Annotated in this window: 12 protein-coding genes; 7 read left to right on the top strand and 5 right to left on the bottom strand. The window is 66.0% G+C overall.

The annotated features are described in order from the left end of the window. Window positions 1–4 precede the first annotated feature (4 nt). Genes aroB through VFW04_05250 form a run of 3 tightly spaced genes read right to left on the bottom strand, consistent with a single transcriptional unit; the run spans window position 5 to window position 2,760 of the window. Window positions 5–1,114, bottom strand: a complete 1,110-nt coding sequence (gene aroB / locus VFW04_05260) for a 3-dehydroquinate synthase (GenBank protein HEX5178713.1) — start codon at window positions 1,112–1,114, stop codon at window positions 5–7. Next, window positions 1,108–1,653 (bottom strand): cob(I)yrinic acid a,c-diamide adenosyltransferase, encoded by a 546-nt coding sequence (locus VFW04_05255; GenBank protein ID HEX5178712.1) that lies wholly within the window; start codon window positions 1,651–1,653, stop codon window positions 1,108–1,110. The genes aroB and VFW04_05255 overlap by 7 nt, the downstream gene beginning before the upstream one ends. A 45-nt stretch (window positions 1,654–1,698) precedes the next feature. Continuing rightward, complete coding sequence (locus tag VFW04_05250) at window positions 1,699–2,760, bottom strand: serine/threonine-protein kinase (protein ID HEX5178711.1); 1,062 nt, start codon at window positions 2,758–2,760, stop codon at window positions 1,699–1,701. Window positions 2,761–2,785: 25 nt separating this feature from the next. Here VFW04_05250 and VFW04_05245 point away from each other — a divergent pair, with 25 nt between their 5' ends. The 3 genes from VFW04_05245 (at window position 2,786) to VFW04_05235 (ending at window position 5,611) form a co-directional block, all read left to right on the top strand. Continuing rightward, complete coding sequence (locus VFW04_05245; protein ID HEX5178710.1) at window positions 2,786–3,835, top strand: NAD(P)/FAD-dependent oxidoreductase; 1,050 nt, start codon at window positions 2,786–2,788, stop codon at window positions 3,833–3,835. 181 nt (window positions 3,836–4,016) lie between these two features. Then, complete coding sequence (locus tag VFW04_05240; protein ID HEX5178709.1) at window positions 4,017–4,310, top strand: helix-turn-helix transcriptional regulator; 294 nt, start codon at window positions 4,017–4,019, stop codon at window positions 4,308–4,310. Continuing rightward, window positions 4,307–5,611, top strand: coding sequence for a type II toxin-antitoxin system HipA family toxin (locus tag VFW04_05235; protein ID HEX5178708.1), 1,305 nt, complete (start codon window positions 4,307–4,309; stop codon window positions 5,609–5,611). Before VFW04_05240 ends, VFW04_05235 begins: the two co-directional genes overlap by 4 nt. Here the strand turns inward: VFW04_05235 and VFW04_05230 are convergent. Then, window positions 5,556–6,479, bottom strand: coding sequence for an ABC transporter permease (locus VFW04_05230; GenBank protein ID HEX5178707.1), 924 nt, complete (start codon window positions 6,477–6,479; stop codon window positions 5,556–5,558). The genes VFW04_05235 and VFW04_05230 overlap by 56 nt on opposite strands. 30 nt (window positions 6,480–6,509) lie before the next feature. Continuing rightward, window positions 6,510–8,090, bottom strand: a complete 1,581-nt coding sequence (locus VFW04_05225; protein ID HEX5178706.1) for an ABC transporter substrate-binding protein — start codon at window positions 8,088–8,090, stop codon at window positions 6,510–6,512. A 123-nt stretch (window positions 8,091–8,213) separates the two neighbouring features. Here VFW04_05225 and VFW04_05220 point away from each other — a divergent pair, with 123 nt between their 5' ends. The 4 genes from VFW04_05220 to VFW04_05205 all read left to right on the top strand — a co-directional run bounded on the left by VFW04_05220 (window position 8,214) and on the right by VFW04_05205 (window position 16,920). Next, entirely contained in the window at window positions 8,214–9,134 is a 921-nt protein-coding gene (locus VFW04_05220) for a response regulator (GenBank protein HEX5178705.1), read from the top strand. Window positions 9,135–9,249: 115 nt separating this feature from the next. Next, complete coding sequence (locus VFW04_05215; GenBank protein HEX5178704.1) at window positions 9,250–11,457, top strand: BamA/TamA family outer membrane protein; 2,208 nt, start codon at window positions 9,250–9,252, stop codon at window positions 11,455–11,457. A 1-nt stretch (window position 11,458) separates the two neighbouring features. Continuing rightward, on the top strand, window positions 11,459–16,024 hold the full coding sequence (locus VFW04_05210; GenBank protein ID HEX5178703.1) for a translocation/assembly module TamB domain-containing protein: 4,566 nt from the start codon (window positions 11,459–11,461) through the stop codon (window positions 16,022–16,024). Further along, window positions 16,012–16,920, top strand: coding sequence for a diacylglycerol kinase family protein (locus VFW04_05205; protein ID HEX5178702.1), 909 nt, complete (start codon window positions 16,012–16,014; stop codon window positions 16,918–16,920). The genes VFW04_05210 and VFW04_05205 overlap by 13 nt, the downstream gene beginning before the upstream one ends. The last annotated feature ends 10 nt before the right edge of the window (window positions 16,921–16,930 follow it).

Below are 16,930 nucleotides of genomic sequence, written 5' to 3'. Positions count from 1 at the left end.
GAGGTCAGTGCGATGCGGTGCGGAGGACAGCGAGCACGTCGTCGTCGCGGACGCGCACGCCCCACTGCGTCTCGGCGCCGGCCATGGTGCCGATGGTGAGGGGGAGCGCGTATTCGACGGCGCCGCCTCGCGCTTTCTTATCCGTACGAGTGAGCGCGAGGAGACGTTCCGGCGACAGGGCGGGCGGGGGTGCGGTCGGGAGCCCTGCGCGCGCCACGACGTCGCGGATGCGCGGCGCGGTCCCGGCGGAGGCGATCCCGATCATTTCGGCGAGTGCGGCCTCGAGCACCATGCCGATGGCGATTGCTTCGCCGTGGAGCAGGCGATAGTCGCTCGCGGTCTCGATCGCGTGGCCGAGGGTGTGGCCGAAGTTGAGGATCTTGCGCATGCCGCGCTCGCGCTCGTCGCCTAACACAACGCCGGCCTTGATGGTGATGCTGCCGATGATGAGCTCGTGCATCGCGTCGCCGGCGGGGTCGTGGAGCAGCGCGGGGAGCGCGGCGGCGACGCGGTCGAAGTACGCGGCGTCGGTGATGACGCCGTGCTTGATGGCTTCGGCGGCGCCGGCGCGCCGCTGCTCCAAGGGCAGCGTTGCGAGGGCCTGCGGGTCGGCGATGACGGCGGACGGTTGATGGAAGGCGCCGACGAGGTTTTTCCCGGCGGGCGCGTCGACGCCGGTCTTGCCGCCTAACGATGCGTCGATCATCGCGAGCAGCGTCGTCGGCACCTGCACGACGGGGATGCCGCGCATGAACGTGGCGGCGACGAATCCCGCGAGATCGCCGACGACGCCGCCGCCGAGCGCGACGACGGTGGTGTCGCGGCCGCAGCCGGCGTCGAGCATCTCGTCGGTGAGACTGGCCCAGGTGGCGCGTGTCTTGTGCGCTTCGCCCGGCGGGACGCGCAGCAGCAGGGGCGACGGACCGTGGAACGAGTCGACGACGCGCGCGCCGTAGTGTCCGGCGACGGTATCGTCGGCGATGATCACGTACCGGTGCGCCGGCGCCGCCCGGGCGGCGATGGCGCCGACGTTGCCTAACAGACCGGGCTCGACGAGGATCTCGCAGTCGAGGAGGCGGAGCGCGGCGGCAGCGCGCTCGCGCGGTGCTACCACGTCACCTCCGCGGCCCCGGCGCGCCGGTTGGCGACGCGGGCAAGGACGAACAGGAGGTCGGAGAGGCGATTGAGATACACGAGCACGATGGGCGGAAGCGCCACGTCGTGGCCGAGCGAGATCACGCGCCGTTCGGCGCGCCGGCACACGGTGCGCGCCACGTGCAGCGCGGCGGACTTGGGTGTTCCGCCGGGAAGAATGAACGCGGTGAGCGGCGCGAGCTCGGCTTCGCCGTCGTCGATCGCGCGCTCGAGCGTCGCAATGCGAGCGTCGTCGATGCGTGCTTTCTCGAGCTGCTCGCGGACTTTCTCCGGGTGCGGCGTCGCGAGGAGCGCGCCCAGGCTGAACAGGTCGCGTTGAATCGGCGCGAGCACTTCATCGATGCGCGGCATCATCTCGATGGACCGCGCGAGGCCGATGACGGCGTTGAGCTCGTCGACCTCACCGTAGGCCTGGACGCGAGGATCATCCTTCGAGACGCGTCCGCCGCCGAACAATCCGGTGTCGCCTTTGTCACCTGTGCGCGTGTAGATCCGCATGCGGCAGAATCTAACGCTCGCGGGGCGCGTTGGTGAGCGCGCGACTCAGACGCGCATGCCGTGGAGCAGTCGGCCGAACCAGCCGCGCTGGTGCTCGCCGTTGCGGCGCAAGCCGCGCTTGAAATTGGAGAAGCGCGTGATTTCGCCGCCGGCGGCGCTCGGCTGATACGTGGTGGGAAACAGCGCGGCGAGATGTTCTTGCAACCGATCGGGCGTGGCGACGACCGACTGCGCCTCGCACCAGCGGTCGAGCGCTTTGCCGAACGTAGCCGCAGTCGGTCGGTGCGCCGGGTCGCGATCGAGTGCTGCCATCAATGCTTCTTCGATGGCTTTCGGAACGGCGGGCACTTTCTCGCGAATGTTGGGCAGCGGACGCCACGTCACTTCGTCGATCAACAAGTCCGTGGCATCTTCGTAGAACAGCGGCTCGAGCGTGAGCAGCTCGTAGAGCACGACGCCGATCGCAAAGACATCGCTTCGGCCGTCGACATCGAGTCCGAGGATCTGCTCGGGGCTCATGTAGTGCTTCTTGCCCATCATGAGCATCGGCGATTCGTCCATCGGATCCGCGGACGTCTTGGCTTTCGCGATGCCGAAGTCAGCCAGTTTGATGTGGCCATCCCAGGTGGACATGATGTTGTTAGGCGAGACATCGCGGTGCACGATGTCGAGGCGGCGGCCGTCCGGTCCGGCGAACGTGTGGGCGAAGTCGAGCGCGCGGCAGACGCGGCTCGTGACGTAGGCAGCGACGTGCACGGGGATGAGTCGGTCGAGCTCGCGGTGGCGCTCGATCATGTTGCGCAGCGTCGGACCCTTGATGTATTCCATCGAGATGTAGTACTGCCCTTCGACTTCGCCGAGCTGGTAGATCTGGACGATGTTGCCGTGGACGAGGTTCGCCGAGAGCTTCGCCTCGTCGATGAACAGCTGGAGCCAGGTTTTTTCCTTGGCGTAGTGCGGATGGATGACCTTGAGTGCGATGCGCTTGGCAAAGCCGGCGGGGCCTAAATGCTCGGCCTCGTAGACGGTAGCCATGCCGCCCTGCGCGATCTTGCGTACGAGGCGGAAGGAGCCGGCGTATTCCAGTATGTGCTCGTCAGAGTGCATTATTACAGACTCGCAAGCCACGGCGGTGCCGCGCCGTGATCATCAGTCATCCGACTCCATGGCGCACGACATTCGAGACATCACGATCATCGGCGGGGGGCCGACGGGCCTCTTCGCGTCCTTTTATACCGGCATGCGCAAGGCGACGGCGCGCATCGTGGACGCCTTACCGGAGCTGGGCGGCCAACTGCTCGCGCTGTATCCGGAGAAATACATCTTCGACGTCGCGGGCATTCCGCAGATTCTCGCCAAGGATCTCGTGCGCGACCTGGTACAGCAGGCCAGCCGGTTTTCGCCTTCGATCCACCTGAATCAGCGGGTGGTCTCACTGGAAGAGGACGGTGGGTGCTTCACGCTGGTCACCGAGACGGACCGCTTCCCCTCTCGGGCGATCGTGGTCGCGGCTGGGATCGGCGCATTCTCGCCGCGGCGGCTGCCGCAGGCGTCGGCGCAGGAGTGGTATGGGCGGGGGATCTACGATCGTGTGTCGGACCCCGAGCGGTTTCGTGGCCAACGGGTGCTAATCGTGGGCGGCGGCGACTCGGCGTTCGACTGGGCGCAGCAGTTGTTGGATCGGGCGGCGGAGCTGACGCTCGTCCACCGCAGCGATCGATTTCGGGCGCACGGCGCGACAGTGGCGGACGTTACCGCAGCGGCGGCGGCGGGTCGGGCGCGAGTGCTGACGTTTCACGAGCTGCATGAAGTGCGGGGCAATGGCGGTGGCGTGCGCGCGGTGACGCTCAAGGACGTGAAGGCGAAATCGCAGTTCGATCTCGAGGTCGACGTGATTCTCCCGATGCTTGGCTTCGTGAGCGACATCGGTCCGCTGGCGCAGTGGGGTTTGCGCGTGGAGAGCGACGAGATCGTCGTGAACAGCACGATGGAGACGGGCCGCACGGGGGTGTGGGCGGCGGGGGACGTGACGACCTACCCAGGCAAGCTCAAACTCATCGCGACGGGATTCAGCGAGGCGGCGATTGCGGTGAATCAGGCAGTGCACTGGATCTATCCGGACAAGAAGGTCGCTCCAGGGCATTCGTCGAACATGGGAATCTTCGGTCAGAGCGATGACTGAAGTGCGTGGGGAGCACTGGTGATATTGTTGAAGATATATAGATACGTCACCTATACCTACAACAATATCATTCGGCTGGCGCCGCCCGGCAATGCTATATATTATGCTTTATGGATGTCAGCTACACATATAGCATACACTATATCCCATGCCGATCCGCGGAAGTATCGACTTCCGGGCGTTGACGGCCGGCCTCGCCGCGAAGCGCAAAGCAAGTCGACTCTCTCAGCAACGCGTGGCGAGGATGGCGGGTGCAACGCAGGCCGCACTCTCCCGCATCGAGCGCGGGATCGCTGATCCGAGCCTCAGCACCGTGCTCGAAATCGCTCACGCGTTAGGCCTGGAGCTGCGTCTTGTGCCCAGGCAAATGGTTCCCGCGATCGACATTTTACTGCGGCCGCCGAAAAGTGGCAGCGCGGAGCCGCAGGACGAGGTGCCGCTGTATGCGCCAGAGCGGGAGGACGAGGTGTCGTGAGGGGCGATGCCCCGCAGATCTCGTCCTTGCGCATGTTGCTCTACGGCGCGCCCATTGGCGTGCTCGCACAGCTGCCAGGTGAGCAGATCGTAACGGCGTTCGATCTCGACTACGAGAACGATGTGGGCCGGGCGACACTGAGTCTGAGTCTCAAGACGGCGTCGGGCGCTTTGCGCACACCGGCCCGCACTCGTGTTCGGCTACCCCCATTCTTTTCGAATCTCCTGCCAGAAGGGCACCTTCGGCAGTATCTGGCGGCTCGTGGCGGGGTGAAACCCATTCGCGAGTTTCCCCTCATCGGTCTGCTCGGCCGGGATCTGCCGGGAGCGATCGACCTTCGCGCGACATCCGACAGGTGGACTGTCGACTCATCAGACGGGCCGTCGCAGTCGCCTAACGGCGCGGCCCAGACTCCTCTTCGGTTTTCACTGGCGGGTGTGCAACTCAAATTCTCGGCACTTGCCAAGACAGGCGGAGGTCTGACGATTCCCGTCTCGGGCGCGGGCGGCGACTGGATCGTCAAGCTTCCATCGACGCGCTTTCAATCGGTACCCGAGCACGAGCACGCGATGCTTGGACTTGCGAGAGCGGTGGGTATCAGTGTTCCGGAGAACAAGCTGCTACCGCTCAGCGCGATCGATGGTCTTCCACGCGATCTTGGGCCGCTGGATGGTCACGCGCTGGGGGTCAAGCGTTTTGATCGCGCTCCGGACGGCGCTCGCGTGCACATCGAGGATTTCGCGCAGGTGTTCAATGTCTATCCCGAGCGAAAGTACGGAACGGCGAGCAGCGAGGACATCGCGCGGGTCATATGGGCCGAGTCAGGCCTCGACGACAGTCTGGAGTTCGTGCGCCGGCTCGTGTTCACCGTCTTGACCGGAAACGCCGACATGCATCTCAAGAACTGGTCGGTGCGCTACGCGGAGCGCACCGCCGCACGCTTGGCGCCGGCGTACGATCTCGTTGGCACGATAGCATTCCTGCCTAACGCAGATCTCGCGTTGGCACTGAGCGGGCAGTCGCAGATGCATTCCGTGACGATGGATTCGTTTAGGAGGCTCGCCGCCAAGGTCGGGCTCCCGACGGCCGCGGTCGAGCAAACCGTTGAACAAACGGTTCGGAGCTTTCAAGAGGCGTGGCGCGACGACCCCGCCGTAAGGGGCCTGCCGTCCCGCCATCGATCGACGATCGCGCAACACGCGCAGGGCTTACCGTTGTGGCGCTTGGTGTCGAAGGGTACGTCCGTCACCGGCCGAATTCCACGCGGGGATCCACGGCGGCGTACGCGCCGTCGGCGATGATGTTCACAATGACGAACACGACGCTGAGGAACAGGATGCTTCCTTGAATGGCGGGCAGATCGCGTTTGCCGATCGCGTTGACCACGTAGCGGCCGAGTCCGGGCCAGCTGAAGACGGTTTCGGTGAGGATGCTGCCGGTGAGGTAGGAACCGAAGTCGAGGCCGATCACCGTGACGACGGGGATGAGCGCATTGCGCAGCGCGTGTCGGCCGAGCACGGCGAGGCGCGGAAGGCCTTTTGCGCGGGCGGTGCGGATGTAGTCGCTGCCGAGGACTTCGAGCATCGACGAGCGCGTCATGCGGGCCTGGAAGGCGATCGAGCGCGTGCCTAACGCAAAGGCCGGGAGGACGAGGAACGCGAGCCCGCCGGTGCCGGACGGCGGGAGCCAGCGGAGGATCATCGCGAACACGAGGATGAGGATCAGCCCCACCCAGTAGACGGGGAAAGAAATCCCAAGATAGGTGAAGGCGAGCGTGAGGCGATCGAGCCAGCCGCCGGGGTAGGCGGCGGTGAGGACGCCCACGGAGATGCCTAACACGACGGCGAGAAGCATTGCCGCGCACGCCAGCTCCAAGGTCTTGGGGAAGCGTTCGGCGATGTCGCGGGCGATCGGACGTCCCGTGATGAACGACGTGCCGAGGTCGCCGCGAAGCACGCCGGTCGCGTAGGCGGCGAATTGTTTGGGGCGCGGCTCGTCGAGGTGGAGCTGGCGGCGCAGTTGGGCAATGGTGGCGGAATCAGCGCGCTCGCCGACCATTTCCATCACCGGATCGCCGGGCGCAATGTAGAGCAGCGCGAACACGACCACGAGGACGCCGGCCAGCGTCGGAATCGCGAGCAGCAGGCGGCGCAGCAGGAAGGTGCCCACGGTCAGTGCGCCGCTCGTGTCACGCGAACGTCAGCGATGCGGCGCGGTGGTGTCGCGCGCGACGCTGTCGCGGGTTGGGCTCGCGATTTCGCCGGGGCCGACGATCGAGACATCGAGAAACCGTTGGCCGTTGAAGATGGCGGGCGCCTTGAATCCGCGGATCCACGGTTGCACCGCGTACAGCTCGTTGTAAAAGAAGAGATAGATCATCGGCGCGTCGCCGAAGGCAACGGAGTCCGCGCGCTGATAGAGCGCGGCGCGCTTGGCATTGTCGGCCGTGGTGCGGGCGCGCGAGACGAGTTGGTCGACGGTTGGATTCTCGTAGAACGACACGTTGCCGCCGACGCCCTTGTTCGCGCCGACGAGCAGCGGGTCGAGAAAGTCCTCGGCGTCCGGGTAGTCGGCGTACCAATCTTTGATGAAGAGGTCGGCGTCGCCGTGGCGCGACGCTTCGCGGGCCGCGGAATTGTCGCGTTGGACGAGCGCGACCCGGACGCCGACGGCGGCCAGATACGCCTGGATGGATTGCGCGATTCGCTGAAACGTCTCGTCCTGCCCAACCCACAGTTGGACGGCGAATCCCTTCGCGTAGCCCGCGGCGGCGAGCAGGGCGCGGGCTTTTGCGGGGTCGTATCCATAGGGTCGTCTCGCGGTGTCGGCGCCGTCGAGCGACGGCGGGATGACGCCGGCGGCGAGGGTGCCGCGTCCGCCGACGAGGCGCTGCAGCATGGTGCGCACATCGACGGCATAGTTGAGCGCTTGCCTAACGCGAGGATCCTTGAGCGGACCGCGGGTGCAATTGATGGCGACGTACCAGAGGCGCAGCGCGGGCGCCGACACGAGAAACGCGCTCTTCTCGTCCGTATGCTCCCAGCGTTCGGTCTCCGCCTCGGGGACGTAGAGGAGGTCGACGTTGCCGGCCTGGAACTCCGCCACCGCCGTGCTGGGTTCCGGCACGATGCGGATCTCGAGCGAGTCGATGCGAGGGGCGCCGCCCCAGTACGACGGATTCTTCGCGAGCAGGACGTAGTCGTCGTGCTTCCACTGGACGAAGCGCCACGGTCCTGTGCCGACGGGATGCTCCGCGAAATTCGCCGTGTCGCTGTCCGGTACGATGGACGCGACGGGCATCGCGAGTAACTTTGGGAAGATCGCGAGGGCCGTGTCGAGTGTGATGCGGATGGTGCTGTCGTCGGGAGCGGAGAGGCCGCTGATGGTGGACGTGCTGCCCGCGGCGAACGCGCGTGCGCCGGAGATCGGGTAGAGCGGCCAGCCTCGACCGCCTTTCGTGCGCGGATCGAGGACGCGCTCGAAGCTGTGCACGACGTCTCGTGCCAGGAGAGTGCGTCCGTCGTGAAACGTGGTGTGCGGCCGCAGGTGGAAGGTGTAGGTGCGGCCGTCGGGTGAGAGGTCCCAGCGTGCGGCGAGGGCGGGAGCGAGGTGTGCGTCGACGGTGAACTGGGTGAGGCCGTCGAACAGGTACGAGACGGCGCGCCCGGTTGGCACGTCGGTAGAGAGGGCGGGATCGAGGGAGCGCGGATCGTAGCGATCGCGCGAGTCGATGAACGTTTTGCGTTGCGGAGTGGAGCCGGCGCCACGGCAGGCGCACACGAGCGAAACTGAAGCGACGGCGAGAAGAACCGCGAGGGAGAAGCGAATCGTGCGCAGACGGCGCCTCGTTGACTTCGAGTGTGAAACGAGTGAACTTACCGGGCCTCAAGTAAAGCGTCAATCGTGAGTTACGTCCTGTGCGTCGACGATCACGAGGACATGCGCCTCATGGTGCGCGAGATCCTCGCTTCGGCGGGGCACGACGTGCATCTCGCGCCTGACGGCGCGTCGGCGCTGGCCGCGATTCAAGCGCGCGAGCCGGAGTTGATGGTGCTCGATCTCGTGATGCCGGGGATGTCGGGGATCGAGGTGTGCCGCGCAGTGAAGTTGAATCCGTTCACGGCGCGGATTCCCGTGCTGATGCTCACGGCGCGCGGCGATGTCGAACACAAAGTGGAAGCATTCGAGGCGGGCGCCGATGACTACCTGGCGAAGCCGTTCGATCCGCGCGAGCTGCGAGCGCGGATCGTGGCGTTGTTGCGGTTGGTGCGGCGCGAGGGCGATCGCAATCCGACGAGCGGACTCCCGGGTGGTCAAGCGATCGAGGATGAGATAGCGCGGCGGGCGAAGCTGCGCGAACGATTCGCGATCTGCTACATCGATCTCGACAACTTCAAGCCGTTTGCGGACACGTTCGGCTTCACGATCGCGGACGTGGTGATTCGGGACATGGGTCATGCGATTCGCAACGCGGTGGACGTGGTGGGGAGCCACGAGGATTTCGTGGGGCACATCGGTGGCGACGATTTCATCGTCGTGACGACGGAACAGCACGCCGAGGCGGTCGCGCGCGAGTGTGCGGTTCGGTTCGTCGAGGTGGCGGGTCGTGCGGTGGGCGAGGAGGCGCTCCGGCGCGGGCACTTCATGGGCATCGATCGCGAAGGACGCGCGAGAGAATTTCCAATCGCGCGGTTGTCGACGGCGATTCTCTTTGTGGATCCGGACCGGTGGATCTCGGTGAGCCACATCGGATCGCTGGCTGCCGAGATGAAGCGGCGGGCGAAGCAGCGCGGGCCGGGCACGATTCTCGTGCAGGCGGTGTAGTGAAAGCGGATCGTAAGGCAACGAGAGCGAACATGCGAGCAACGCGCGTCGGCCGCCGATCACGGCGGGCCGTTGTCGTTCAGTCGATTTTTGTCGTCGGGGCGTCTCACGCCTGATGCGGCGGCTCGTACTCGCGCTCGCGCTCGTCGTGCTCGCGCGACCACTGCCTGCGCAAGACCTCTCGTGTAGCGGCGCCGGTCCCGGGAATCTGCAGATTCGAAGCTTGTCGTTCGAAGGGAACGACCACTTCTCCGACAGCCAGCTGAGCAACGCCATCGTCACGACGCCGTCGAGCTGGTTTCGGCGGGTGCTGCACATTCCGATTGGCGCCGAGCATTGTCTGGACACGCTCGAGGTGGCGCGCGACGGGCTCCGGCTGCGGCTGCTGTACCGCCAGCACGGCTACTACCACACGCAGGCGACGCCGCACATCTCGCCTAACGGCACGAGCGCGGTGTCGGTGATGTTTCAGATCGTCGAAGGGCCGCCGGTGCTCATCGATTCGCTGACGGTGGCCGGTCTCGACTCGGTGCCCTCCCGGCTGCGCGAGCGCCTCATCCGGCCACTCGACCATCTGCGCGGGGGCATTTACGATCGCGACACGCTGCTGGCGGTGATCGACACCACCGTCACGCGGCTGCTGAACAACGGCTACGCGCACGCGACCGATCCACTGCGCGACATCGAGGTGGACGAAGCCGCCAACCGGGCGGTGGTCAATCTGACGTTCCTCCCCGGCAAAATCGCGCACATCGGGAGGATCGACATCCAGGCCGAGGCCAACAAACAAGGAGAGAAGCCAGCGATCGACACGGAGACCGTGCACGATCTGCTGTCGATCAACACGGGCGACCTCTTCCGCCAGCGCGACCTGCTGCGGTCGCAGCGCGATCTTTACGCGCTGGAGACGTACAACCACGTGGACGTCGAGCTGCTGCCGGACAGCCTGCAGCCTAACGACACGTCGCTCACGGTGCGCGTGTTCGTGGCCGAAGGACTGATGAAGACGATGCGGCTGGGCATCGGATGGGCGTCGCTCGACTGCGCGCGCACACAAGGCCGGCTCACCGACCGCAATTTCTTCGGCGGGGCGCAGTGGCTGGAGCTCAACGCCCGGCTCTCGCACATCGCGCTGTGTCCGTCGAGCGTGCGGCAGGACACGGCGTTCAGCAATCTCGTCAACTATTACGCCGGCGCGACGCTGCGGCTGCCCTCGCTGTTTGGTCCCAGAAACATTCCATCGCTCACGGTCTTCAGCGAACGGACGTCCGAGTTTCGGACGTACGTGCGATACACGCCCATCGGTGCGCTCGCGCAAGTGACGCGCGATCTGCAGCCACGCGATCTGCGGGCGGGTCTGCCGCTCACGCTCGGGTATCAGCTGGAGTACGGGCGAACGAAAGCTGACCCGGCGGTGTTCTGTCAGATCTTCAACCGGTGCAGTCTGGCCGACATCGATCGGTTGCAGCAGAACAGCAGCTTGCAGGTGTTGAGCGCGACGCTCGTGCGCGACCGGACGAACAACGTGCTCGATCCATCGCGCGGATCGATGTTGCAGCTCGTGCTGAGGAGCGGGACGACGAGTCTGGACACGGCGGGGGCGTCGCGTTTCACGCGCGCCGAGGGCGACGCGTCGTTTTACAAGAGTCTCGGCGGGAAGACGGTGCTGGCGGCGCGGGTCGAGCTGGCCGGCGTGTTCAGCGGTTTTTCGACGAACGCGGCGACGGACTTCGTGCCGCCGGAGGAGCGGCTGTATGCGGGCGGTCCGAACTCGGTGCGCGGCTACAGCCAGAACTTGTTAGGCCCGCTGGTGTACATCGTAGACTCGACGAGCGTGCGGGACACGGTGTTGGCGGGGCGGCACGTGTACACGGCCAACGACTCGGCGAGAATTCTGCAATTCTCGCCGACGGGCGGCAACACGATGTTGGTGGGCAATCTGGAGCTGCGGACGCCGTCGCCGTTCTTGCGCGACCTCGTGCAGCTGGCGGGGTTCGTGGATGCGGGCCTGGTCTGGAACCGGCCGACGGACCACGTGAGCCTGGGTGGTGTGCGCCTAACGCCAGGGATCGGGGTGCGCGTCAATTCGTTCGTCGGGCCGTTCCGGGTGGACGTGGCGTACAATCCGTATCAGTCGTCGCTGGGCTCGGTGTATTTCGTGGACCAGTCGAGCGACGCGCTGCGGTGCGTGAGTCCGCACAATCCATTCGATCGCGGCGTGGTGGTGCCCGGCGTGGACTGCCCGTCGACGTTCCGTCCGGTGCAAACCGGTTCGTTCTTCAGCCGGCTGACGTTCAACTTCAGCATCGGTCAGGCGTTCTAGCATGACGCGCCGCCGGCTGGTCGCGATCGCGAGCGCGGGTTTGCTGCTGTTCGTCGGGGTGGTGATCGCCGGCGTGCTGCTCGCGCTCACGCAGACCGACATGGGCCGCGCGTGGGTGCGCACCTACGTGCAGCAGACGCTGGCGACGGCGCTGCACGGCAACGGCTCGATGTACATCGGCCGGTTAGGCGGGAATCTCCTGAGTGGATTCACGATCGACTCGTTGTCCATCCGCGATGCCGAGGATTCGTCGTTCGTGACGTCGGGGCCGGTCAAGCTGCACTACGACCTGCGCGATCTGGTGGACAAGCGGATCCGGTTGTCGTCCGTGTATCTCGAGCGGCCCGTGATCAATCTGCGGCGGCACGCAGATCACTCCTGGAACTTCCAGCACATCTTTCCGGGCGGGCCGCCGCCCAAGCCTGGCGCGCGGCGGGTGCCCCGGCCGCAAGAGCTGCGGTTCGGCGATTACATCACGATGTCGTCGGTGACGATCCACGACGGGACGGTGATCCTCACCGAGCCGTGGGATGCGCCGGACTCGTTGCACGGCGCGCGGCGCGACAGCGCGACCCGCGTGGCGCTGCGCGATACGTCGCGCATCATCCGGCGCACGAGCGAGGGCGTCAAGCAAACGCGCCTGTTCACGCATCTCGAGTTGTCGGCGCCTAACGTGCGCCTTGCGGACCCGGACAGCAGCGGGCGGTACGTGCAGGTGGCGTCGCTCGACGTCGACATCAATGATCCGCCGTTCCGTGTGCGTCATGCGACGGGGCCGGTGACGATTCGCGGCGACTCGGTGTGGCTGTCGATGCGCCACTTCGACCTGCCCGGGTCCACGGGATCGGCCACCGCCAAAGTGTGGTGGGGCGGCGACATACCAACGCGATACGACGTGCACGTGACGGCCGATTCCGTCTCGCTGGCGGACGTGGCGTGGGTGTATCCGACGCTGCCGCACACGGGGGGCGGGCACTTGCGCCTAACGATTCACAACGAGCTCAACTTGCACGTGCTGGATTACGTGCTGAGCGACATGGACGTGCACACCACGCGGTCGCGGCTCCAGGGCACGATGACGTTTGCGGTGGGCGGGCCTGTGTTGGGAGTGAAGGACCTGGCGGTCACCGTGTCGCCGCTCGACTTCGATCTCCTGCGCCAATTCAACGGCGGCCCGTTTCCGGTGGATTGGCAGGGGCAGTTCACGGGGGCGGTGCGCGCGCGCGGCGGTCCGCTCACCCGGTTCGACGTGGACGACGCGCATCTCGAATTTCACGACGCGCACGTTCCCGGCGCGGTGACGACGCTGGATGCATCCGGCGGCGCGCTGGACATTCTCAAGCCGTCGCAGGCGACGTTTCTCGGCTTGCACGTGACGCTGGCATCGCTCGATCTGCGCACCATCCATTATCTCTTTCCGTCGTTTGCGAAGTTAGGCGGCACGATCAGCGGGACGGCGACGCTGGATTCGGTGTGGACCGACGTGCGGTTCAGCGACGCGGATCTCACGCAGCACGACGGTCCGGCGCCGCCGACACACGTGACGGGACGCGGGCGCGTCACGTACGGCACGACGACGGCGTTCGACGTCGACCTCATGGCCTCGCCGCTTTCGTTCACGACGCTCGCGCGCTCGTATCCAGGACTCAAATTCCGCGACACGTACTCGGGTCCGCTCGTGGCGCGCGGCACGACCTCGGACCTCGAGTTGCATACGGAGCTCGTCGGGCCGGCCGGCGCATTCGGCGCGGATGGGGTGTTCAACCTGGAGCCGCCGACGTACGGCGCCAAAGCCACGTTCACGGCGCACGATCTCGACGTGCCGATGCTGCTCGCGGACACCACGCTCATGCCGGCGCGCATTACCGGGACGATGACGGCCGACGTGCACGGCGATTCGGTGGCGAACCTCGTCGGCACGGCATCGGTGATGCTCGATTCGTCGCGCGTCGACTCGATCGATGTGCGACGTTCGACGGCGTCGCTCGCGTTCGGCGACGGGCGGATGCGCGTGGATTCGATGGCGGTCGCGACCGATCTGCTGCGCGCGACGGCCAAGGGCGCGATCGGGTTGCGGCCGCAGACGCCGGACTCGCTGTCGTACGTCGTGGACGTCGATTCGTTAGGCGCGCTGGCGCCGCTGCTCGGCATCTCCGTGGCCGCGACCACCGGCGATGGCCAGCCCGATACGACGGCCGATTCCACGGCGATCGAGGACGTGCTGAGCGGTACGCTGCACGGGGTGGGCGTGCTCACCGGATCCATCGACACGCTCGAAACGCACGGCACCGTGACGGGCCAGAGCATCGCCTACGGTGACAACGAGATTCATCACGTGAGCGGCTCGTACGCGGTTCACGGCCTGCCGCACGCGCCGGCGGGGATGATGGCCGGCGCCATGGACAGCGTGATGATCGCGAACATTCGGCTGGACAGCATTTTCGGCTCGGTGGTACTGGCGGATCGGTCTTCGGGATCGATCGGACTCGTGGTGGTGGCGGACTCCGAGCGCGGCGCGTATCGCGCGGGGGCGCGGGTTGCGTTCGCGCGCGATTCGAGCGCGCTCCATCTCACGGTCGACACGGCCGGCGCCACGCTCAAGGATCACGCCTGGCACCTCGAGCGGCCGGCGCACATCGTCGAGGACAGCGGCGGCCTGGCGATCGACACGGCGGTGATGCGGAGCACGGCGGGCGGCGTACTCCGCGTGCGGGGGACGATCCCGGCGCATGAAGCCATCGACGCCGAGGTGACGGGGGACAGCCTGGCGCTGGCCGACGTGGGCACGCTGCTTCAGACGACACGTCCGTTAGGCGGCACGACGACGTTCGATTTCACGATGAGCGGCGCGCGCGAGCATCCGGTGATGCACGGGACGAGCCGGTTCACCGACGCCCAGCTGGGCGACGTGCACGTGCCCTACGCGACCCTGGCCGGCGACTACGCATCGCGCAAGTTAGGCGCGAAGCTCGAGCTGTACCGCAAGGACACGGTGGTGCTCACCGCGACGGCGACTGTGCCGGTGGACCTGGCGCTCGAGCGCGTGAACCAGCGCCTGCTGCACGACTCGTTGAGCGGGCAGATCCGCGCCGACAGCGTGGACCTGTCGCTGCTCAACGCCATCTCGCCCGACTTCGCCAACGGCGCCGGGACCGCGTCGACGCTGCTCAACATCGGCGGCACGATTCTGCATCCCACCGTGGAAGGCGCGATGCGCGTCAACGCCGGATCGGTGGGACTGCCGCGCATCGGCGTGCAGCTGACCGGCATCCGCGCGAAGGTCGCGTTCACCGCCGACAGCGTTCGCGTCGACACGTTCACGGCGGAGAGTCCGGGCATCGGCGGCAGCCGCGTGAGCCTCACCGGCGGTTTCGCGGTGCCGAACTGGCGCGACGTGCAAACGCTCGGCTTCGGGTTGACGCTGAGTGCGCGGAGCTTTCAGGCGATCGACAAGCGCGGCTTTGCGCAACTGCAGGTGACGGGCGCGATGCAGCTCACGGGCACCTTCGAGCAACCTGTGCTGCAGGGCGACATGACCGTCGACAAGGGCAACCTGTACATCTCGGACATCTATCGCAAACAGGTCGTCAATCTGAACGACCCGGAAGCGTACACGATCGTCGACACCAACCTCGTGCAGAATCGGAGTCTGCTCGAGGCCAATCCGCTGCTCGATAGTTTGGTGACACGTCTCAGCATCCCGAGCTTTGCCGTGCGCGTGGGCGACGACGTCTGGCTCCGTTCCGAGGAAGCCAACATCAAGTTGTTAGGCAGCATGACGCTGGCCAAGGCGGGCACGCAGCGCTACGAGAGCGGCGTGCTGCGCGTAAGCCGCGGCACCTACCGCCTCGACCTCGGCGTCGTGCAGCGCACGTTCCAGGTGGACAGCGGATCGGTGACGTTCTACGGCGATCCGCACATTCCGCCGGAGCTGAGCATCTGGGCCACGTATACCGTTCGTCAGCCGAGCCGGCAGGTGGCGGACGACGTGAAGCTCATCGCGCACATCAGCGGCACGCCGACGAATCCGCAGCTCGACCTGACCAGCAACTCGCGATTCCAATTGTCCAACACGGAGATCCTGAGCTATCTCGTGTTCGGCCAACCATCGTTCTCGACCAACCCCGACCAGACGACGAATCCCGTATTGCAGCAAGTCGCCGCGGCGCTGCTGCCGAGCGTCGGTGCGGTGCTCGAGCGTGCGCTTGCGGATCAAATCGGATTCATCGACTACGTGCAGGTGCAGACCGGCAGCACGAACGATCCGACCACGGGCGCGACGACGGGCTTTCTTTCCGGAACGCGCATCGGCGTGGGCAAGCAGTTGGGCAACAAGACGTTCGTGACCGTGAACGCCGGCTTGTGCGGGCTCTCGGGTCAGCAGTCGGGAATCTCGTTCGGTCAGTCGTTGGGCCTGACCGTCGAACAGCGTCTCGCGGATGGGTACTCGCTGCAAGCGAGCATCGAGCCATCGTCGGCGGCGCTGCTGTGTCACCCGGGACTGACATCGATCGGCAGTCGGCCGCCACAGTACGGCATCGATCTCTTCCGCGAGTGGAGCTTCTGAGCGGAGGCTCGTTCCTCCTCATCGTGAATCCGGCCGCGCGGCGCGCCGCGCGCATTGTGTCGATCGCGCGCGGCGTGCTGCAATCGGCCGGCATTGCAGTCGAAGAAGTCTGGACGGAGCGTTCGGGTCATGCTGCAGAGATCGCCAGCGCTCGCGCGGACAGTGTGGACCGGGTGGTTGTGTTGGGCGGAGACGGGACACTCAAAGAAGTGGCGGGGGCGCTGGCGCATTCTGGACGACCCGTGGGCATTCTGCCCGGAGGAACGGGGAATCTCGTCGCCCGTTCGTTAGGGATTCCAATGGATGCGAGGGGCGCGGCGCGCGTCGTTCTCGACGGCGTGCCGACCGCAACTGACCTGGGATGTGTGCGGGGTCATGGAGCGTCGCCTCACTGGTTCGCGTTTTCGGTGAGCGTCGGCGTGGACGTCCGCATGCTCGCACGCACGTGGCCGCGTGCCAAGCGGTGGTTCGGACCGCTCGCCTATGCGGTGACGGCCTTTGGCGAGGCGATGGACTTCACGACGTTCCGGGCGCGTGTACGCGTCGACAATGAGCCGTTGGAGCGTGACGCAGCGGAGGTGATGATCGCCAATATCGGGAGCGTGTTGAGTGACACGCTCGTGCTCGGTCCCGGGATTCGCGCGAACGACGGCCGGCTCGATCTGTGTCTCTACTCACCAGCCAACACTCGAGAGGCCATTGGGGTGCTGTGGCGCATGGCACGGAAGCATTTCGATGCGCCGGACCGATTGCTGTTTCGGGCCGGATGTAGCTTTCATGTGGCGTGTGATCCGCCGCAAGATGTTCAAGCCGATGGCGAGTTGGTGGGGGCGACGCCATTCGACGTCGAGATCGATGCAGGTGCGGCGCTGTTTCTGGTTCCCACGCGGACGTGATTGACCCCGC

It is taken from the genome of Gemmatimonadaceae bacterium (genome assembly GCA_036273715.1).
Taxonomy (GTDB): Bacteria; Gemmatimonadota; Gemmatimonadetes; order Gemmatimonadales; family Gemmatimonadaceae; genus JADGGM01.
The sequence above is the reverse complement of the archived record's forward strand: the minus strand, read 5'-3'. Positions and strand labels throughout refer to the sequence as shown.